The sequence below is a fragment of the Mycolicibacterium chitae genome, from assembly GCF_900637205.1.
Lineage (GTDB): Bacteria > Actinomycetota > Actinomycetes > Mycobacteriales > Mycobacteriaceae > Mycobacterium > Mycobacterium chitae.
Genome location: NZ_LR134355.1, coordinates 4001006 through 4020069, shown reverse-complemented (window position 1 = coordinate 4020069; position 19064 = coordinate 4001006). Strand labels below are relative to the sequence as shown.

19 protein-coding genes are annotated in these 19064 nt (G+C 68.3%); 13 read left to right on the top strand and 6 right to left on the bottom strand.

The genetic code is table 11. The annotated features are described in order from the left end of the window. Positions 1 to 23: 23 nt before the first annotated feature. The 3 genes from EL338_RS19255 to EL338_RS19245 are packed head-to-tail and all read left to right on the top strand — an operon-like array spanning position 24 to position 3158. Positions 24 to 1652, top strand: coding sequence for an acyl-CoA dehydrogenase family protein (locus EL338_RS19255; protein WP_126335211.1), 1629 nt, complete (start codon positions 24 to 26; stop codon positions 1650 to 1652). Between the two features lie 25 nt (positions 1653 to 1677). Continuing rightward, complete coding sequence (locus EL338_RS19250; RefSeq protein ID WP_126336970.1) at positions 1678 to 2397, top strand: PaaX family transcriptional regulator C-terminal domain-containing protein; 720 nt, start codon at positions 1678 to 1680, stop codon at positions 2395 to 2397. After that, positions 2394 to 3158 (top strand): crotonase/enoyl-CoA hydratase family protein, encoded by a 765-nt coding sequence (locus EL338_RS19245; protein ID WP_126335210.1) that lies wholly within the window; start codon positions 2394 to 2396, stop codon positions 3156 to 3158. Before EL338_RS19250 ends, EL338_RS19245 begins: the two co-directional genes overlap by 4 nt. A gap of 12 nt (positions 3159 to 3170) precedes the next feature. On the opposite strand, the gene EL338_RS19240 is transcribed toward EL338_RS19245, so the two are convergent. After that, a complete protein-coding gene (locus EL338_RS19240; protein ID WP_126335209.1) occupies positions 3171 to 3572 on the bottom strand; it encodes a DUF3060 domain-containing protein in 402 nt (133 codons plus the stop codon). 4 nt (positions 3573 to 3576) lie between these two features. Then, entirely contained in the window at positions 3577 to 3954 is a 378-nt protein-coding gene (locus EL338_RS19235) for a DUF3060 domain-containing protein (protein WP_435404876.1), read from the bottom strand. A 192-nt stretch (positions 3955 to 4146) separates the two neighbouring features. Here EL338_RS19235 and EL338_RS19230 point away from each other — a divergent pair, with 192 nt between their 5' ends. The 9 genes from EL338_RS19230 to EL338_RS19190 all read left to right on the top strand — a co-directional run bounded on the left by EL338_RS19230 (position 4147) and on the right by EL338_RS19190 (position 13832). Then, positions 4147 to 4773 carry a TetR/AcrR family transcriptional regulator gene (locus EL338_RS19230; RefSeq protein ID WP_126335208.1) on the top strand — a complete coding sequence of 209 codons (627 nt, stop codon included), beginning with the start codon at positions 4147 to 4149 and terminating at the stop codon, positions 4771 to 4773. 279 nt (positions 4774 to 5052) lie between these two features. After that, positions 5053 to 5427 carry a 30S ribosomal protein S12 gene (gene rpsL, locus EL338_RS19225; RefSeq protein WP_126335207.1) on the top strand — a complete coding sequence of 125 codons (375 nt, stop codon included), beginning with the start codon at positions 5053 to 5055 and terminating at the stop codon, positions 5425 to 5427. After that, a complete protein-coding gene (rpsG, locus tag EL338_RS19220; RefSeq protein WP_126335206.1) occupies positions 5427 to 5897 on the top strand; it encodes a 30S ribosomal protein S7 in 471 nt (156 codons plus the stop codon). Before rpsL ends, rpsG begins: the two co-directional genes overlap by 1 nt. A 130-nt stretch (positions 5898 to 6027) precedes the next feature. Further along, a complete protein-coding gene (gene fusA / locus EL338_RS19215) occupies positions 6028 to 8079 on the top strand; it encodes an elongation factor G (protein ID WP_235666552.1) in 2052 nt (683 codons plus the stop codon). A gap of 86 nt (positions 8080 to 8165) precedes the next feature. Continuing rightward, positions 8166 to 9356, top strand: coding sequence for an elongation factor Tu (gene tuf / locus EL338_RS19210; protein WP_126335204.1), 1191 nt, complete (start codon positions 8166 to 8168; stop codon positions 9354 to 9356). Between the two features lie 158 nt (positions 9357 to 9514). Further along, complete coding sequence (locus EL338_RS19205) at positions 9515 to 9922, top strand: type II toxin-antitoxin system VapC family toxin (protein WP_126335203.1); 408 nt, start codon at positions 9515 to 9517, stop codon at positions 9920 to 9922. Between the two features lie 197 nt (positions 9923 to 10119). Further along, positions 10120 to 11568, top strand: a complete 1449-nt coding sequence (locus EL338_RS19200) for a basic amino acid/polyamine antiporter (RefSeq protein ID WP_126335202.1) — start codon at positions 10120 to 10122, stop codon at positions 11566 to 11568. A gap of 20 nt (positions 11569 to 11588) precedes the next feature. Further along, on the top strand, positions 11589 to 12836 hold the full coding sequence (arcA, locus tag EL338_RS19195; protein WP_126335201.1) for an arginine deiminase: 1248 nt from the start codon (positions 11589 to 11591) through the stop codon (positions 12834 to 12836). Between the two features lie 144 nt (positions 12837 to 12980). Next, positions 12981 to 13832 carry a mycofactocin-coupled SDR family oxidoreductase gene (locus EL338_RS19190; protein ID WP_126335200.1) on the top strand — a complete coding sequence of 284 codons (852 nt, stop codon included), beginning with the start codon at positions 12981 to 12983 and terminating at the stop codon, positions 13830 to 13832. A gap of 1 nt (position 13833) precedes the next feature. Here the strand turns inward: EL338_RS19190 and ddaH are convergent, their stop codons facing one another. Beyond that, positions 13834 to 14691 (bottom strand): dimethylargininase, encoded by an 858-nt coding sequence (gene ddaH, locus EL338_RS19185; protein ID WP_179967108.1) that lies wholly within the window; start codon positions 14689 to 14691, stop codon positions 13834 to 13836. Positions 14692 to 14801: 110 nt separating this feature from the next. Here ddaH and EL338_RS19180 point away from each other — a divergent pair, with 110 nt between their 5' ends. Continuing rightward, positions 14802 to 16028, top strand: coding sequence for an NAD(P)/FAD-dependent oxidoreductase (locus tag EL338_RS19180; RefSeq protein ID WP_126335199.1), 1227 nt, complete (start codon positions 14802 to 14804; stop codon positions 16026 to 16028). 94 nt (positions 16029 to 16122) lie between these two features. On the opposite strand, the gene EL338_RS19175 is transcribed toward EL338_RS19180, so the two are convergent. From EL338_RS19175 to EL338_RS19165, 3 genes are all read right to left on the bottom strand, one after another. Beyond that, positions 16123 to 17265 carry a VOC family protein gene (locus tag EL338_RS19175; protein ID WP_235666217.1) on the bottom strand — a complete coding sequence of 381 codons (1143 nt, stop codon included), beginning with the start codon at positions 17263 to 17265 and terminating at the stop codon, positions 16123 to 16125. 140 nt (positions 17266 to 17405) lie between these two features. Then, entirely contained in the window at positions 17406 to 17924 is a 519-nt protein-coding gene (locus tag EL338_RS19170; protein WP_235666216.1) for an RNA polymerase sigma factor, read from the bottom strand. Between the two features lie 125 nt (positions 17925 to 18049). After that, positions 18050 to 18934: a type IV toxin-antitoxin system AbiEi family antitoxin gene (locus tag EL338_RS19165; protein WP_126335196.1), complete on the bottom strand. Its 885-nt coding sequence runs from the start codon at positions 18932 to 18934 to the stop codon at positions 18050 to 18052. Positions 18935 to 19064 lie beyond the last annotated feature (130 nt).

Below are 19064 nucleotides of genomic sequence, written 5' to 3'. Positions count from 1 at the left end.
ACTCAAAATGTAACACTGGAGACATGTCGGATACGCACGTCGTCACCAATCAGGTGCCCCCGCTCGAACACCACAACCCCGCGTCGTCGCCGGTGCTGGTCGAGGCGCTGCTGCGCGAGGGCGGCGAATGGGGGCTGGACGAGATCACCGAACTCGGCGCCCTGTCGGGCAGCCCGGAGGCCCAGCGCTGGGGCGACCTCGCCGACCGGAACCGCCCGCAACTGCACACCCACGACCGGTCCGGGCACCGGATCGACGAGGTCGAGTACGACCCGGCCTACCACGAGCTGATGCGCACCGCCGTCACACACGGCCTGCACGCGGCCCCGTGGGCCGACGACCGGCCGGGCTCCCACGTCGTGCGCGCGGCCAAGACCTCGGTGTGGACGCCCGAACCCGGCCACATCTGCCCGATCTCGATGACCTACGCCGTGGTGCCCGCGCTGCGGCACAACCCGGACCTCGCGGCCGTCTACGAGCCCCTGTTGACCAGCCGGGTCTACGACCCCGAACTGAAGCTGCCCACCACCAAGGCGGGCATCACCGCGGGCATGTCGATGACTGAGAAGCAAGGCGGCTCCGACGTGCGCGCCGGCACCACCGAGGCGCTGCCGAACGCCGACGGCAGCTACCGGCTCACCGGGCACAAGTGGTTCACCTCCGCGCCGATGTGCGACATCTTCCTGGTGCTCGCGCAGGCGCCGGGCGGGCTATCCTGCTTCTTCCTGCCGCGGGTGCTGCCCGACGGCAGCCGGAACCGAATGTTCCTTCAGCGGCTCAAGGACAAGCTCGGCAACCACGCCAACGCCTCCAGCGAGGTCGAATACGACGGCGCCACCGCCTGGCTGGTCGGCGAGGAGGGCCGCGGCGTGCCGACCATCATCGAGATGGTCAACCTGACCCGGCTGGACTGCACGCTGGGCAGCGCCACCAGCATGCGCTCCGGGCTGACCCGCGCCATGCATCACGCCGCGCACCGCAAGGCGTTCGGCGAGTACCTGATCGACCAGCCGCTGATGCGCAACGTACTGGCGGACATGGCCGTGGAGGCCGAGGCCGCCACCATGCTGGCGATGCGAATGGCCGGGGCCACCGACCGCGCGGTGCGCGGCGACGAGCGCGAGACGCTGCTGCGCCGCATCGGACTGGCCGCGGCCAAGTACTGGGTGTGCAAACGCGCCACCGGGCACGCCGCCGAGGCGATGGAATGCCTGGGCGGCAACGGCTACGTCGAGGACTCCGGCATGCCGCGGCTGTTCCGGGAGGCGCCGCTGATGGGCATCTGGGAAGGCTCCGGCAACGTCAGCGCGCTGGATACGTTGCGCGCCATGGCAACCCGCCCCGAATCGGTCGAGGTGCTGTTCGACGAACTCGGTCAGGCCGCCGGTGCCGACCCGCGTCTCGACGCGCATGTCGCGGGCCTGAAGCGCCACCTCGGGGATCCCGCGACGCTGGAGTACCGGGCGCGGAAGGTCACCGAGGACATCGCGCTGGGGTTGCAGGGTGCGCTGCTGGTGCGCCACGGTCATCCCGCCGTCGCCGAGGCGTTCGCCGCCACCCGGCTCGGCGGGCAGTGGGGCGGGGCCTACGGCACCATGCCGGCCGGCCTGGATCTGGCGCCCATCCTCGAGCGCGCCCTGGTCAAGGGATGACCGGCGCGTGACGCAACTACGGCGGATGACGGCCCGCTCGGTGGTGCTGTCGGTACTGCTCGGCGCGCACCCGGCGTGGGCCTCGGCGGCCGAATTGATCCGACTGACCGCCGATTTCGGTATCCGCGAACAGACCCTGCGGGTGGCGTTGACCCGCATGGTCAGCGCCGGCGATCTGGTGCGCTCGGCCGACGGCTACCGGCTCTCGGACCGCCTGCTGGCCCGGCAGCGTCGACAGGACGCCGCGCTGTCCCCGCGCACCCGGGACTGGACGGGGGAGTGGACCACGCTGGTGATCACCAGCGTGGGAGTCGATCCGCGCTCACGCGCGGAGCTGCGAAAGGCGCTGCAGGACCTGCGCTTCGGTGAGTTGCGCGAGGGCCTGTGGCTGCGGCCGAACAACCTCGACGCCGAACTGTCGCCGAGGGTCGCCGACCGCGTCCGGATACTGCGCAGCCGCGACGACGCACCTCGGCAACTGGCCGGCCAACTCTGGGACCTGCCCGCCTGGGCCGCCGACGGCGCCCGGTTGCTCGACGAGATGGCCGCCGCCCCCGACGTCCCGAGGCGTTTCGTGATCGCCGCGGCGATGGTGCGCCATCTGCTCGTCGATCCGGTGCTGCCCGACGAACTGCTGCCCGCCGAGTGGCCCGGGGCCGCGCTGCGGACGGCCTACCGCGAGTTCGCCGACGAACTGGCGGCACGCCGCGACCCGATCCACACGCTGCAGGAGGCCACCCCATGAGCGCGGGCGTCCGCGTCGAACGCGACGGACCGGTGACCACCGTCATCATGAACCGGCCGCAGGCCCGCAACGCGGTCAACGGCCCGGCCGCCGCGGAGCTGTTCGCGGCCTTCGAGGAGTTCGACGCCGACGACGCGGCGTCGGTGGCGGTGCTCTGGGGTGACGGCGGAACCTTCTGCGCCGGAGCCGATCTCAAGGCCTTCGGCACCCCGGAGTCCAATCGGACCGAACCGGACGGGCCCGGGCCGATGGGGCCCACCCGGATGAACCTGTCGAAGCCGGTGATCGCCGCCGTCAGCGGCTACGCGGTGGCCGGCGGCCTCGAGTTGGCGCTGTGGTGCGATCTGCGCATCGCCGAAGCCGACGCGGTGTTCGGGGTCTTCTGCCGGCGTTGGGGAGTTCCGCTGATCGACGGCGGCACGGTGCGGCTGCCGCGGCTGATCGGGCACAGCCGGGCGATGGACCTGATCCTGACCGGCCGCGCCGTCGACGCGCAGGAGGCCCTCGCCATCGGCCTGGCCAACCGTGTCGTGCCGAAAGGCCAAGCGCGGCAGGCCGCCGAGGAGCTGGCCGCCGAACTCGCCACACTGCCCCAGGGCTGCCTGCGCGCCGACCGCGCCTCGGCGATACAGCAGTGGGGGATGACCGAGACCGACGCCATGGCCGACGAATTCACCAGTCTGTCGCGGGTGGCGGCCGAATCACTGCGCGGTGCACGACGTTTCGCCGACGGCGCGGGCCGGCACGGCCGGCGGGCGTGAGCCCCGGGCGGATCAGTCGCGCCGGATGTGGTTGCCGGTGCCGCTGTTGACCACGTCGGGGTCGCCGTCGAGATAGACCACCGAGTTGTTCAGCCCGCCGACCTCGAGGGTGTCGGTGACCTTGTCCAGGCGGACCCGGTTGTCGGCGCCGGTGATGCTGACCTGTGCGCAATTGCCGCTGACGGTGAGGGTGTTGTTGGACCCCGAGATGTCCAGCGCGCGACCATCTCCGCAGTCGATGTCGGCCTCGGTGCCGAACGAGCTGTAGTGCAACGCGCTGCCGATGCCGGCCCGGGCGGTCGACGACGTCGTCGGCACGGGGGTGCCGTCGGTGGTGCCGCCGGACCCGCAGCCGACCAGGCCCAGCCCGGCCACGGCGACCCCGAGTGCCGCGACGGAACGGACGGTGCTCACGCGCTCAGGCGGCGACGCGGGCCAGCCGGTTGGTCATGCCCAGTTCGCGTCCGCGATCGATCAGGGCGGGATTGCCGTTCTTGAAGTAGGCGATCTGATCCCAGCCGTAGACGGTGATGTCGTTGATCACGTGGTCGGCGATGACGGTGTTGCCCGAACCCTGCATGGTCACCGCCCAGCAATCGCCGAGGGCCGTGACGGAGTTACCGGAACCGTTGACGAACAGGGTGCCGCCGGCGCAGTCGACGGTCTGTTTCACGCCGACGCCGGTGACGTAACTGTCATTGTTGGCCTGCGCCGTCGCGGGCAGCACGATCCCGGTCAGCAGCACCGCCGCGGCTGCGCCGATCGCCCACCTGGCCTTCGTCACGTCGTCCGCCACGTCGTTGCCTCCACCTCTGCCGGCTCCGGGGTGTCCCGCAGCTTACGCCGCAGAGTACGGCCCGGGGCGGCGGACCGGGCGGGGTTCGGCGCCCGTCAACTAGAGTTCAACGCTGGCTGACTCGGTCCGGTGCGGACCGGCGCCACCAAACCCGGCGCTCTTCAGGGCGCAATAAATCAGTGAGGATCGATCATGGCCGCAGGACCCGACCCGTCGGAGACGGGGACGCGGCCGCGCAACGGCGGTCGCGCGCCGGCCCGGTCGACCAAGCTCAGCCGCGACGTCATCGTCAACGCCGCCCTGAACTTCCTGGACCGCGAGGGCTGGGACGCGCTGACCATCAACGCGCTGGCCAATCACCTCGGCACCAAGGGCCCGTCGCTGTACAACCACGTGCACAGCCTCGACGACCTGCGGCGCACCGTGCGGATGCGGGTGATCGGCGACATCATCGAGATGCTCAACACCGTCGGTCAGGGCCGCACCCGCGATGACGCGGTGCTGGTGATGGCCGGCGCCTACCGCAGCTACGCGCATCACCATCCCGGCCGGTACTCGGCGTTCACCCGGATGCCGTTCGGCGACGACGACCCGGAGTACTCGGCGGCCACCAAGGACGCCGCGGCCCCGGTGATCGACGTGCTGGCCTCCTACGGCCTGGAGGGGGAGCAGGCCTTCTACGCGGCGCTGGAGTTCTGGTCGGCCATGCACGGTTTCGTTCTGCTGGAGATGACCGGCGTCATGGATGACGTGGACACCGACGCGGTGTTCTCCGACATGGTGCTGCGGTTGACCACGGGGCTGGAGCACCGCCGTTAGCTCGCACGTTGACCTGCAATAAGGTGGCTGTCGAGCAAGTTTTGTCGGGGTGGGCAGGACTGGTATTGTGGTAGCTCGTGCCTGGTCCACAGGAGCGTACGCGGCTGTAAAAAAGCAGGTGCGCGCGGCGCACGCCTGGCCAATTCACATGTGCGAGAAATGCATCGACATGCATCGTGCGCATGCGACACGCCCGGGAGCGGGGTAAGCGACCGGGGCATAACCGCAGTACACAGACCTAAGAGCAACAAAGTAGTAAGAAGCAGAGAAAGCCGGTACATGCCAACCATCAACCAGCTGGTCCGCAAAGGGCGCCACGACAAGGCTGCCAAGGTGAAGACCGCGGCCCTCAAGGGCAGCCCGCAGCGTCGCGGCGTGTGCACCCGCGTGTACACCACGACCCCGAAGAAGCCGAACTCGGCGCTTCGTAAGGTCGCTCGCGTGAAGTTGACCAGCCAGGTCGAGGTCACCGCCTACATCCCGGGCGAGGGTCACAACCTGCAGGAGCACTCCATGGTGCTGGTGCGTGGCGGTCGTGTGAAGGACCTCCCCGGCGTGCGCTACAAGATCATCCGTGGCTCGCTGGACACCCAGGGTGTCAAGAACCGCAAGCAGGCCCGCAGCCGTTACGGCGCCAAGAAGGAGAAGAGCTAATGCCACGCAAGGGCCCCGCGCCGAAGCGCCCGCTGGTCAACGACCCGGTCTACGGATCGCAGCTGGTCACCCAGCTGGTGAACAAGGTGCTCAAGGACGGCAAGAAGTCGCTGGCTGAGCGCATCGTCTACGGCGCCATGGAGCAGGCCCGCGACAAGACCGGCACCGACCCGGTGATCACGCTCAAGCGTGCCCTGGACAACGTGAAGCCGGCCCTCGAGGTCCGCAGCCGCCGCGTCGGTGGCGCCACCTACCAGGTGCCCGTCGAGGTCCGCCCGGAGCGGTCGGTCACCCTGGCGCTGCGCTGGCTGGTGAGCTTCTCGGCGGCCCGTCGCGAGAAGACCATGGTCGAGCGCCTGGCCAACGAGATCCTGGACGCCAGCAATGGCCTGGGTGCCGCCGTGAAGCGGCGCGAGGACACCCACAAGATGGCGGAGGCCAACCGTGCCTTCGCGCACTACCGCTGGTGACCTGGTGCTCGGTGGGCATCGGAGCCCGCAACACCACAACCGCACCTGACAACGCAAGCGAAAGAGTGGGAATCTAGCCGTGGCACAAGACGTGCTGACCGACCTGAACAAGGTCCGCAACATCGGCATCATGGCGCACATCGATGCCGGCAAAACCACCACCACCGAGCGGATCCTGTTCTACACCGGGGTCAACTACAAGCTCGGTGAGACCCACGACGGCGCCGCCACCACCGACTGGATGGAGCAGGAGCAGGAACGCGGGATCACCATCACCTCCGCGGCCGTGACCTGCTTCTGGAACGGCAGCCAGATCAACATCATCGACACTCCCGGCCACGTCGACTTCACCGTCGAGGTGGAGCGCAGCCTGCGCGTGCTCGACGGTGCCGTTGCCGTCTTCGACGGCAAGGAAGGCGTCGAGCCGCAGTCCGAGCAGGTGTGGCGTCAGGCCGACAAGTACGACGTCCCCCGCATCTGTTTCGTCAACAAGATGGACAAGATCGGCGCGGACTTCTACTTCTCGGTCAAGACCATGGAGGAGCGCCTCGGTGCCCGCGCCATCCCGATCCAGCTGCCGATCGGTGCCGAGAACGACTTCGAGGGCATCGTCGACCTGGTCGAGATGAAGGCCAAGGTGTGGCAGGGCGAGACCAAGATGGGCGAGACCTACGAGGTCATCGACATCCCCGCCGACCTGCAGGACAAGGCCGACGAGTACCGGACCAATCTGCTCGAGGCCGTCGCGGAGTCCGATGAGGCGCTGCTGGAGAAGTACCTCGGTGGCGAGGAACTGACCGTCGACGAGATCAAGGCCGGGATCCGCAAGCTCACGGTCAACTCCGAGATCTACCCGGTGCTGTGCGGCACCGCGTTCAAGAACAAGGGCGTCCAGCCCATGCTCGACGCGGTCGTCGACTACCTGCCCTCTCCGCTGGACGTCGAGTCGGTCAAGGGCCACGTCCCCGGCAAGGAGGACGAGGAGCTCTCCCGTAAGCCGTCCATCGACGAGCCGTTCTCGGCGCTGGCGTTCAAGGTCGCCTCGCATCCGTTCTTCGGCAAGTTGACCTACGTGCGCGTCTACTCGGGCAAGGTCGATTCCGGCGCCCAGGTGATCAACTCCACCAAGGGCAAGAAGGAGCGGCTGGGCAAGCTGTTCCAGATGCACGCCAACAAGGAGAACCCGGTCGAGAGCGCGGCCGCGGGCCACATCTACGCGGTGATCGGCCTCAAGGACACCACCACCGGCGACACCCTGTGCGACGCGAACCAGCAGATCGTGCTGGAGTCGATGACCTTCCCCGATCCGGTGATCGAGGTGGCCATCGAGCCCAAGACCAAGAGCGACCAGGAAAAGCTGTCGCTGTCGATCCAGAAGCTCGCCGAAGAGGACCCGACCTTCAAGGTGCACCTGGACCCGGAGACCGGCCAGACCGTCATCGGCGGTATGGGCGAGCTGCACCTGGACATCCTGGTCGACCGTATGCGTCGCGAGTTCAAGGTCGAGGCCAACGTCGGCAAGCCGCAGGTGGCCTACCGCGAGACCATCAAGCGGGCCGTGCAGAACGTCGAGTTCACCCACAAGAAGCAGACGGGTGGCTCGGGCCAGTTCGCGAAGGTGATCATCAACCTCGAGCCGTTCAGCGGCGAGGACGGTGCCACCTACGAGTTCGAGAACAAGGTCACCGGTGGCCGCATCCCGCGCGAGTACATCCCGTCGGTGGATGCCGGTGCCCAGGACGCCATGCAGTACGGCGTGTTGGCCGGCTACCCGCTGGTGAACGTGAAGGTCACCCTCCTCGACGGCGCGTACCACGACGTCGACTCCTCGGAGATGGCCTTCAAGATCGCCGGTTCGCAGGTGATGAAGAAGGCTGCGCAAGCCGCGCAGCCCGTCATCCTGGAACCGATCATGGCCGTCGAGGTCACCACCCCCGAGGACTACATGGGTGACGTGATCGGCGACCTGAACTCCCGCCGTGGTCAGATCCAGGCCATGGAGGAGCGCAGCGGTGCGCGTGTCGTCAAGGCGCAGGTGCCGCTGTCGGAGATGTTCGGCTACGTCGGCGACCTTCGGTCGAAGACCCAGGGCCGGGCAAACTACTCCATGGTGTTCGACTCGTACGCCGAGGTTCCGGCGAACGTGTCGAAGGAGATCATCGCGAAGGCGACGGGCGAGTAAATCCCGTTGCCGTCCGCGGCGACCAAAACTGAATACATCAACAATGCTTTAAGTAAAAGCACCAACAAGTCCAGGAGGACACAGAAGTGGCGAAGGCGAAGTTCGAGCGGACCAAGCCGCACGTGAACATCGGCACCATCGGTCACGTCGACCACGGCAAGACCACCACGACTGCAGCGATCACCAAGGTCCTGCACGACAAGTACCCGGACCTCAACGAGAGCTTTGCCTTCGATCAGATCGACAAGGCTCCCGAGGAGAAGGCTCGTGGTATCACGATCAACATCTCCCACGTGGAGTACCAGACCGACAAGCGGCACTACGCCCACGTCGACGCTCCCGGTCACGCCGACTACATCAAGAACATGATCACCGGTGCGGCCCAGATGGATGGTGCGATCCTGGTCGTGGCCGCCACCGACGGTCCGATGCCGCAGACGCGCGAGCACGTGCTGCTCGCCCGCCAGGTCGGCGTGCCCTACATCCTGGTCGCGCTGAACAAGGCCGACATGGTCGACGACGAGGAGCTGCTCGAGCTTGTCGAGATGGAGGTCCGCGAACTGCTGGCCGCCCAGGACTTCGACGAGGAAGCCCCGGTCATCCCGATCTCGGCGCTCAAGGCGCTCGAGGGTGACGAGAAGTGGGTCAAGTCCGTCGAGGACCTGATGCAGGCCGTCGACGACTCGATCCCGGACCCGGTCCGCGAGACCGAGAAGCCGTTCCTGATGCCCGTCGAGGACGTGTTCACCATCACCGGCCGCGGCACCGTGGTCACCGGTCGTGTGGAGCGCGGCATCGTCAACGTGAACGAGGAAGTCGAGATCGTCGGCATCCGCCCGGAGACCACCAAGACCACGGTCACCGGCGTCGAGATGTTCCGCAAGCTGCTCGACCAGGGCCAGGCCGGCGACAACGTCGGTCTGCTGCTGCGCGGCATCAAGCGCGAGGACGTCGAGCGTGGCCAGGTTGTGGTCAAGCCCGGCACCACCACCCCGCACACCGAGTTCGAGGGCAGCGTCTACATCCTGGCCAAGGACGAAGGCGGCCGCCACACGCCGTTCTTCAACAACTACCGTCCGCAGTTCTACTTCCGGACCACGGACGTGACCGGCGTGGTGACCCTGCCCGAGGGCACCGAGATGGTGATGCCCGGTGACAACACCGACATCCACGTCAAGCTGATCCAGCCCGTCGCCATGGACGAGGGCCTGCGCTTCGCGATCCGCGAGGGCGGCCGTACCGTCGGCGCCGGCCGGGTTACCAAGATCATCGCCTGATCTGACTCAGCTGCACCGAAGTGGCGCTCACCTGAAAGGGTGGGCGCCACTTCGCTTTCCGTGCCAACACACGCTGCGGGGCCACGCGCACGGGTGAACAGTGCCGGAGTTCGTCTCGATGCGACTACCATCCTCGAGGCCGAGGACGCCGACCGTCGGTGAGGCGGATCGTATGTGACGCGTCGGCGGTGGTCGCTGCGCTACTGGACTCGGGCGAGGATGGCCGATGGGCGGCGGCCAAACTGATCGACGCGGAACTCTTCGCTCCGGCGTTGCTGCCATTCGTATGCGCCAATATCATCCGGCGTCTGGAGGCGCGGGCCACCATCACCTCGGATCAAGCGGCTCTGGCGCACGCAGACTTGCTCGATCTGCCGGTCAGCCTGTGGCCGTATGAGCTGCTGGCAGAGACCGCCTGGCCGCTGCGGCGGAATCTGACCGCTTACGATGCGGCGTATGTGGCGCTGGCCGAACTCTTGACACTCCCTCTGGTGACCCTCGACAGGCGGATCGCGAGAGCACCAAATCTGCCGTGCAGCTGCGAAGTTCGGGATTTGCGGGACTGACACCGTCGACTGCGGACGGATATCGCCGCGGCGGCGGGCTGGCAATGCTGGGGATAACGCCCCTCGGGTGCCCGTGATTTTGATAGCGTCGCCAATCGGGTCAGGGGGAGCCGGCCAAGCCCGACGCCGCACCTCTGCGCCGGACTGGGCGGACATCGCCGTACCCGCGCGTGCAAGTTCCGACTCCGAAGGAACGTATGGGTACCGCAGAGGTTTCGACGCAGGACCGCAAGGACAACAAGGTCAGCCTCCCGACGCTGACCGCCATGGTCGTCGGGTCGATGGTCGGTTCGGGTGTCTTCCTGTTGCCACGCCGGTTCGGCACCGAGACCGGTGTGCTCGGCGCGGTGATCGCCTGGACAGTGGCCGGTGCCGGGATGTTGATGCTGGCCTTCGTCTTTCAACGGCTGGCCACCCGAAAACCGCAGCTCGACGCCGGCATCTTCGCCTACGCCAAGGCCGGTTTCGGCGACTACGTCGGCTTCAACTCGGCGATCGGGTACTGGGCTTCGGCGTGCGCGGGCAACACGTCGTACTGGGTGCTCATCACCGCGACGCTGAGCGCGCTGGTGCCCGGTTTCGGGGCCGGCGACACCGTGGCCGCCGTCGTGGTCTCCGCGATCGGAGTGTGGCTGTTCGCGCTGCTGGTCATGCAGGGCGTCAAGGACGCCGCGGTGATCAACTACATCGTGACGATCGCCAAGATCATCCCGATCCTGATGTTCATCGTCATCACCCTCATCGCGTTCCAGGCCGACATCTTCGTCGACAACTTCTGGGGTGCCGACGGTTACTCGTTCGCCTCGATCTGGGATCAGGCCACCGGCACGATGCTCATCACCGTGTTCGTCTTCCTCGGCATCGAGGGTGCGAGCGTGTATTCGCGCATGGCGCGCAAGCGGGAGGACGTGGGCCGGGCGACCGTCATCGGATTCCTCGGCGTACTCAGCATTTTCGCGATGGTCACCCTGGTGTCCTACGGCGTGATGCCGCAGGACGATCTCGCCGGCGTCAGTCAGCCCTCGATGGCGGCAGTGCTGGAATCCGTTGTCGGGCCGTGGGGTTCGATCTTCATCCGGGTGGGTGTGATCGTCTCGGTGTTGGGCGCCTACCTGGCGTGGACGCTGATGGCCGCCGAGGTGCTCTACATCCCCGCCAAGTCCGACGACATGCCGCGCTTCCTGGCCCGCACCAACCGGCACGGCGCGCCGGTGACCGCGTTGGCCATGGCCGCGGGGTTGATCACGCTCCTGCTGATCGCACTGTTGTTCGCCGCCGACGCGCTCGATTTCATGCTGGACCTGACGGCGGCGCTGGCCCTGATCCCGTACCTGCTGGCGGCGGCCTACGCGCTGAAGCTGACCGCGACACGGGAAACCTACGACGAAGCCAAATCCGTTGTGCCCCACATGGTTGTCGCCGCCCTGGCGACGCTCTACACGCTGTTCCTGCTGTACGCCGCCGGCATGGACAAGCTGCTGTTGTCGTGCATCCTCTACGCGCCCGCCGCGGCGCTGTACTTCAAGGCGCGCCGCGAACGCGGCCTGCGGGTGTTCCGTCCCGCCGAGGCGGTGCTGTTCGGGGTGATCGTCGTCGGCGCCGTCGTGGCGGTGGTGTCATTGGCGACCGGAGCGATCGAAATCTGAGGTACGGGAAGGGAAGACAGGTGAGCAATCCGTCCGCCGGTTACGGTGTGCATTCCGAGGTCGGCAAGCTGCGCAAGGTGTTGGTGTGTTCGCCAGGATTGGCGCATGAGCGGCTGACGCCGACCAACTGTGACGATCTGCTGTTCGACGACGTGCTGTGGGTGCAGAACGCGCGCCGCGACCACTTCGACTTCATGGACAAGATGCGCGACCGCGGCGTCGAGGTGGTGGAGTTGCACGCCCTGCTGGCCGAGACGATGGGGATCGCCGAGGCCAAGGCGTGGCTGCTGGACCGCAAGATCGTGGCCAACGAGGTGGGGCTGGGCCTGGTCGAGGACACCCGGGCATTCCTGGAGTCGCTGCCGCCGACCCGGCTGGCCGAACTGCTGATCGGGGGCATGTCCACCCTGGATCTGCCCCGCGAGATGCGGTCGAGTTATCTGCGGTTGGCGCGCGAGGACGCCGGCGTCAACGACTACCTGATGCCGCCGCTGCCCAACACGCTCTACACCCGCGACACCACCTGCTGGATCTACGGCGGGCTGACGCTGAATCCGCTGTACTGGCCCGCCCGGCACGACGAGACGCTGCTGATGAAAGCGATCTACGAGTTCCATCCCGACTTCGTCGGCTCGACGGTGTGGTGGGGTGATCCGGAAAAGGACTGGGGGACCGCCACATTCGAGGGCGGCGACGTGTTGATCCCGGGCAACGGGGTGGTGCTGATCGGGATGAGCGAACGCACCTCCCGGCAGGCGATCACCCAGGTGGCCGCCACGCTGTTCGAGCGGGAGGCCGCCGAACGGGTGATCGTGGCCGGGATGCCCAAGCTGCGCTCGGCGATGCACCTGGACACGGTCTTCACCTTCGCCGATCGCGACGTGGTGACCATCTACCCCGAGATCGTGGACAACATCGTGCCGTTCAGCCTGGTGCCCAGCGACACCGCCCCGGGCGTCGAGGTGATCGAGGAGACCAAGCCGTTCACCGAGGTCGTCGCGGCCGCGGTGGGGGTCGGGGAACTGCGGGTGGTCGAGACCGGCGGCACCCGGTACGACTCGGAGCGCCAGCAGTGGGACAGCGGCAACAACCTGGTGGCCGTCGAACCGGGGGTGGTGTTCGCCTACGACCGCAACACCCACACCAACTCGCTGCTGCGCAAGGCCGGGGTGGAGGTCATCACGATCGTCGGTGCCGAACTGGGCCGCGGCCGCGGCGGCGGGCACTGCATGACGTGTCCGATCACCCGCGACCCACTGGATGGGTAAACTTCTGGAACACGTTCTAGTTGTGCTGTTAGCCTGCCAACACACACCTCGCCGCTAGATTTCGCGAGTGTGCGTGTCCGCGGGTGACACACCGGGCAGAATCCCGGGTTTGGGCACGCTCGCGCCAGGAAAGGGAACCACGCGATGACCACAGCAGCACCTCTGGACGGGCGGGTGGCGTTCGTGACCGGGGCCGCCCGCGGCCAGGGCCGGGCCCACGCGGTGCGGTTGGCCGCCGAGGGCGCCCACATCGTCGCGATCGACGTCTGTAAGTCGTTGTCGGACACGGTCACCTATCCGATGCCCACCGCCGACGACCTGGCCGAGACGGCCCGCCAGGTCGAGGCCACCGGGCGCAAGGTGCTGACCCGCGAGGTCGACATCCGCGACCTCGCCGCCCAGCAGCAGGTCATCGCCGACGCCGTCGAGCAGTTCGGCCGGCTCGACATCGTGGTGGCCAACGCCGGCATCCTCAGCTGGGGCCGGATCTGGGAGCTCTCGGAGGAGGCCTGGGACACCGTCGTCGACGTCAACCTCAACGGCACCTGGCGCACCATCAAGGCCGCGATACCGGCCATGATCGAGGCCGGCAACGGCGGGTCGATCATCATCGTCAGCTCCTCGGCCGGGCTGAAGGCCACGCCCGGCAACGCGCACTACGCGGCCTCCAAGCACGGCCTGGTGGCGCTCACCAACGCGCTGGCCCTCGAGGCCGGCGAGTTCGGCATCCGGGTGAACTCGATCCACCCATACTCCATCCAGACCCCGATGATCGAGCCGGAAGCCATGGCGGCCATCTTCGCCAAGTTCCCGACGTTCCTGCACAGCTTCGCCCCGATGCCACTGAAACCCGTTGCCCGCGAAGGCAAGCCGGGACTGCAGGAGTTCATGGCCCCCGAGGAGGTGGCCGATGTGGTGGCCTGGCTGGCCGGGGATGCGTCGATGACCATCTCGGGCTCGCAGATCGCCGTCGACCGCGGCGTGATGAAGTACTGAGTCAGCCGTACAGCTCGAGGGTGCAGCACTTCACCGAGCCGCCGCCCTTGAGCAGCTCGGACAGGTCCACCCCGACGGGGACGAAGCCGGCCGCGCGCAGTTGTTCGCCGAAGCCGGTCGCGGCGCGCGGATACACCACATGGCGCCCGTCGGAGACCGCGTTGAGGCCGAAGGCGTGGGCATCGGCGCTGCCCACCTCGATCGCGGCGGGGAACAGCGCCCGCAGCCGCTCCCGCGAGGCCGCGGTGAACGCCGGCGGATGGTAGGCGACGGTGGTGTCGTCGAGTACGGCCAACGCGGTGTCGAGATGATAGAAGCGCGGATCGACCAGGGTGAGCGTCTCGACCCGGCGCCCGAAGGCCGCGGCGATCTCGTCGTGCGCCTCGGCGTCGGTGCGAAACCCGGTGCCGGCCAGGATCATCGACCCCACCGGCAGCAGGTCGCCCTGCCCCTCGTTGCGGTGCCGCGTGGTGACGGGGGAGTAGCCGAGGTCGGTCATCCACCGCGCGTAGGCGCTCGCCTCGGCCGCGCGCTGCGGATACTTGAACCGGGCGACCACCGCGCGGTCCCCGATGATGAGCCCGCCGTTGGCCGCGTAGACCATGTCGGGCAGGCCGGGCTCCGGCGCGACGACCTCGACACTGTGCCCGAGATCCAGATAGGTCCGGTGCAGGCCCTCCCACTGGGCCACGGCCCGTTCGGTGTCGACGGGGGTGCTGACGTCCATCCACGGATTGATGGCGTACTCGACGGCGAAGTACGTCGGCGGGGTCATGGCATAGCGGCGGGTGCGGGCGCGCCGCGGCGGGACGACCGAGAAGCGCCGGTCGGGTTCCCCGGAGACGTCGGCGACCGTCATGAGTCGATGATATTTCGCCGATCCGGCGCACCCCGTGAATGCGTGTTGCGTGTCCGCGAGCGGTTCGCGGCCGCCGTCGTGGTACCGCTGGTAGCGCAGGGTGGCGGTCCATGCCCGCGGGTCATCGTGTAAGAACTGTCTTCGTGGGTGAGGACAGAACTCAAGCAAAAGTCGTGATCGTCGGCGGCGGCCTGGCCGCGTCTCGCGTGGCCGAGCAGCTGCGCCGCGCCGAGCACACCGGGGAGATCGTCATCGTCAGCGACGAGGTGCATCTGCCCTACGACCGGCCCCCGCTGTCCAAGGACGTCCTGCACAAGGACAGCCACGACTTCGCCGACGTGACGCTGAAGCCCCGCGAGTTCTACGACGAGAACAACATCACGCTGCGGCTGGGTTCGGCCGCCACCGCGGTGAACACCGAGGCCTCGACGATCACCCTGGCCGACGGCACCGAACTCGGCTACGACGACCTGATCATCGCCACCGGCCTGGTGCCGCGCCGGGTCCCGTCGTTCCCGGATCTGGCGGGCATCCACGTGCTGCGCTCCTACGACGAGAGCCAGGCCCTGCGTCGCGAGGCCGGTTCGGCGCGCCGGGCCGTGATCGTGGGCGCGGGCTTCATCGGCTGCGAGGTGGCCGCGAGCCTGCGCACGCTCAACGTCGAGGTGGTGCTGGTCGAGCCGCAGCCCGAGCCGCTGGCCTCGGTGCTGGGCGCGCAGATCGGCGCGCTGGTCACCCGGTTGCACCGCGCCGAGGGCGTGGACGTGCGCACGGGTGTCGGTGTCGCGGAGGTCCTCGGGGACGGCAAGGTGCAGAAGGTCGTGCTCTCCGACGGCACCGAGGTTGAGGCGGACCTGGTGGTCGTCGGCATCGGTTCGCGCCCGGCCACCGACTGGCTCGAGGGCAGCGGCCTCGCGGTGGACAACGGCATCGTCTGCGACAACGTCGGCGCCACCAGCGCCCCGCACGTCTGGGCGCTGGGCGACGTGGCCTCGTGGCGCGACGCCACCGGGCATCAGGCCCGCGTCGAACATTGGAGCAACGTGGCCGAGCAGGCCCGCGTCCTGGTGCCGGTGCTGCTGGGTCAGGAACCGCCGGAAGCCGTGGTGGTGCCGTACTTCTGGAGCGACCAGTACGACGTCAAGATCCAGTGCCTCGGGGAGCCGGAGGCCGACGACATCGTGCACGTCGTCGAGGACGACGGCCGCAAGTTCCTCGCCTACTACGAGCGCGACGGTGTCGTGGCCGGCGTGGTCGGCGGCGGGATGCCGGGCAAGGTCATGAAGGCCCGGTCGAAGATCGCCGCGGGTGCGCCGATCTCCGACATCCTGGGTTAGGGCCCTTCCAGCGCGGCCCTCCTTATTAGCGCGAACGTGCGCGCCCCGGGCGACACGCCGGTCAGATCCCGGATCTGCGCACGCTCGCGCCGTCTTAGAACTGCCCCAGGTAGAACCGGCCGCCCTGATCGTCGGTGCACTCGGCCATCAGGCCGTAGTCCTGCCGCGTGGGTTCTTGCAGCACCGTCCCGCCGGCCTCGCGCACCCGCGCGATCGCGGCGTCGACGTCGGCCACGGTCCACATCGGGACTGTGACCGGCCGGTCGGCCCCGCCGGCCAGCCCACTCATCGGTTGGCACCCCTGCACGCCCCAGCCGTCGTCGACCCGGCCCGGCTCGAACGTCCAGTGCAGCACCCGCCCGTAGAAGTCGCGGCTGACGCGGCTGTCCGGCACGTAGTGCGTGATGTACGAAAGTTCGCCCGGCCCAGAGCCGTTGAGCGCCGCACGGCGGATGTCGGCGTTCGGTTCGAACACCGCGAAGGCGCCGCCCTGCGGATCGGTGACGTCGAGCACTGCGCCAAAGTCGTGCTGTCGGGTCGCACCGACGGTGCCGCCGGCGTCCAGGATCGCCTGCCGCGCCGCCGCCAGGTCGGTGACGGCGTAGCTGCACAGCAGTGTCTGCCGGTCGGCGGTCGCGATGCCGATCGGTGCGGCGCTGTTGGTCACCTGACGGGTTTCGGGGTCGACGATCCAGCCCAGCACGTGTCCGTAGAACGCCGCGGCGCGGTCGGCATCGGGAGTCCACACCGACACGTAACCCACGTCGCCGTGGCGGATCGGTGACGGTGCCCCGCGCATCGGTCCGGTGAGCATCCAGCGATGCCCGAACGGGTCGACGATGACGGCGCTGCGGGAACCGTGGGCCTCCTCGATCTCGTTGGCCACCGTGGCGCCGTGGGTGCGGGCGCGTTCGAGGGCCGCGTCGGTGTCGGCGACGGGCAGCATCAGGCTCACCGACGTCGCATCGGCCGCGGGGCCCCGCAAGCCAAGCTCGGGAAAGTCGTCGGCCAGGTAGAGCACGCCGCCGCCGATACCCAGCTCGGCGTGGCCGATCCTGTTGTCGTCCATCACAATCGGCTCTCCGATGACCACGGCGCCGAATGCGTCGGCGTACCAGCGCAGCGCGCGTCGGGCGTCGGGGACGCTGAGGTACGGCAGCGCAGCGGGGCGCGGGATGACGAACGTCGCGTCCGTCCGGGTGCCGAGTTCGGCGATTGCGGTGTCTGTGCCACTCATTTCAACTCCTTCACTTCCGGGGGGTAGTGACAGCGCCGATTCCAGCCGTCGACGCAACCGCGCCGCGAACTCGGGATCGGGCCGGACCGGGGTGTCGTCACCGCGGAGTACCTCCAGCGGGTCTGAGCTGTTGGGTGAGCTCACGATGCACCCCCTTCCGGATATTGCCGTCTGAAAGCCCTTCGCGCCCTGACCAGTAGCGCCTCGGTGGCATGGACCGTGCGACCGAGGACCTCGGCACATTCGGGTACCGAGCGGTCGTCCATGTACCGCAGCGCCAAGACGACCCGGTGCGGTTCGGAGAGCCGGGCCAGAACGCTTTCGGCGACGATGCGGTCCAGCTCGGCGTCCCACCCGCCGGGGTCGGGCTCCGGCTCGGGCGTATCGGCCACCGGGACGGTGAACCTATCGCTGCGCCGGCGGTAGTGGTCGGCGACCTTGTGCCGGGCCACGCCCATCAGCCAAGGCAGCGTGATCGACGGCGGATCGGTCTTGCGGGCGGCGTCCATCGCCGCCAGGAAGATATCCGACGTCAGGTCTTCGGCCGTTCCGCGGTCACCGCAGCGGCGCACGACGTAGCCGTACATCGCGGGCAGCGCCTCGTCGTACAGCGCCAGCAGTGTCTGCGGAGCGCCCAGTGGATCCGATACGGGGCTCACATCCCTATCGTCGCCTCGGCGGCCCGAACTCCGACGCCTGATTCGCAACTATTTTCAAACGCCTCCGCGAAGGTGCGCGCCCCCGGCCGACACGCCGCGCGAATCCCGTGCTCTGCGCACTCTCGTCATGCCGCGCGCCTCATCAGCTCCAGCTCGATCCGGCGCACCAGGGCGTCCGGGCGCCGTCGCACGTCGTCGCCCACGATAGACAGCATCGTCCAGTCCATCTCGAGCAGCGCGGCGCGCTTCTGCCGGTCGCGGCGGAACGCCTCGGGATCGCTGTGCCAGTCGAACCCGTCGTACTCGACGGCCAGTCGTTGCGCCGGCCAGGCGAAGTCCACCCGCCAGGTCCGCCAGCTGCGGTCGAGGATCTCGTACTGCAGCTCCGGGGCGGGCAGTCCGCCGTCGTGCATCACCAGACGGGACTCGCTCTCCATCGGGGATTCGGCCAGCGGCGAGGCCAGCGGGAGCAGGTCGCGCACCGCCACGATGCCCCGGCGACCCGCCTGACGATCCGCGGCGTCCTGCAGGGCCCGCAGATCACAGGTGCCGGTGCGTAGCGCCGCGTCCAGGGTGGCCAGGGCCCGCGGGCGGCGCAGCGTGCGCGCCACCTCGATGGCGGTCCACGCCGGCTCGGTGGCGGGTCTGCCGTCGACTGTCGACAAGGGCGCGCCGTCGCGACGGTGGATGATCAATCCGTCAGCGGCCCGCAATTGGTGGCCTTCGGGGGTGAGGACATGCAGGTCGACGGTGTCCTCGGTGTCGAATCCGTAAGCGGCAGCTGCGGTTCCGAGGCAGATCGGAACTGGTGCGCCGGCGCGCAGGTCGAGGCCGGCCAGCCGGATGTGTGGATCCGGCTCGGCGAGGCTGTAGACGCCCGTCCACACGGAGGCCAGCGTGCCGTCGCGGACGCCGGCTTCGAAGGCGGCGCGACCGAGGATGGTCAGGAGTTGGCCGGTGGTGGCGACACCGCCCTGGGCGACGAGCAGGTCGTCGAGTTCTGCAGGCATGACCGGATGCTGCGCAATGTGGCCCAATCGCGGTATTCAGTGCTGTGGATAACCCCGCGAGGGTGCGCAGACTACGAGATTTGCGCGGCGTGTCGGCCGCGAACACGCACGCTCGGGCTGAAGGGGGCGC

Excerpts from the sequence above, each read along its gene's own strand:
- EL338_RS19250 (WP_126336970.1), top strand. The coding sequence starts at position 1,678 with ATGACGGCCCGCTCGGTGGTGCTGTCGGTACTGCTCGGCGCGCACCCG.
- EL338_RS19180 (WP_126335199.1), top strand. The coding sequence starts at position 14,802 with ATGCCCGCGGGTCATCGTGTAAGAACTGTCTTCGTGGGTGAGGACAGA.
- EL338_RS19165 (WP_126335196.1), bottom strand. The coding sequence starts at position 18,934 with ATGCCTGCAGAACTCGACGACCTGCTCGTCGCCCAGGGCGGTGTCGCC.
- rpsL (WP_126335207.1), top strand. The coding sequence starts at position 5,053 with ATGCCAACCATCAACCAGCTGGTCCGCAAAGGGCGCCACGACAAGGCT.
- EL338_RS19245 (WP_126335210.1), top strand. The coding sequence starts at position 2,394 with ATGAGCGCGGGCGTCCGCGTCGAACGCGACGGACCGGTGACCACCGTC.
- EL338_RS19230 (WP_126335208.1), top strand. The coding sequence starts at position 4,147 with ATGGCCGCAGGACCCGACCCGTCGGAGACGGGGACGCGGCCGCGCAAC.
- rpsG (WP_126335206.1), top strand. The coding sequence starts at position 5,427 with ATGCCACGCAAGGGCCCCGCGCCGAAGCGCCCGCTGGTCAACGACCCG.
- EL338_RS19255 (WP_126335211.1), top strand. The coding sequence starts at position 24 with ATGTCGGATACGCACGTCGTCACCAATCAGGTGCCCCCGCTCGAACAC.
- EL338_RS19190 (WP_126335200.1), top strand. The coding sequence starts at position 12,981 with ATGACCACAGCAGCACCTCTGGACGGGCGGGTGGCGTTCGTGACCGGG.
- ddaH (WP_179967108.1), bottom strand. The coding sequence starts at position 14,691 with ATGACGGTCGCCGACGTCTCCGGGGAACCCGACCGGCGCTTCTCGGTC.
- fusA (WP_235666552.1), top strand. The coding sequence starts at position 6,028 with ATGGCGCACATCGATGCCGGCAAAACCACCACCACCGAGCGGATCCTG.
- EL338_RS19175 (WP_235666217.1), bottom strand. The coding sequence starts at position 17,265 with ATGAGTGGCACAGACACCGCAATCGCCGAACTCGGCACCCGGACGGAC.
- EL338_RS19200 (WP_126335202.1), top strand. The coding sequence starts at position 10,120 with ATGGGTACCGCAGAGGTTTCGACGCAGGACCGCAAGGACAACAAGGTC.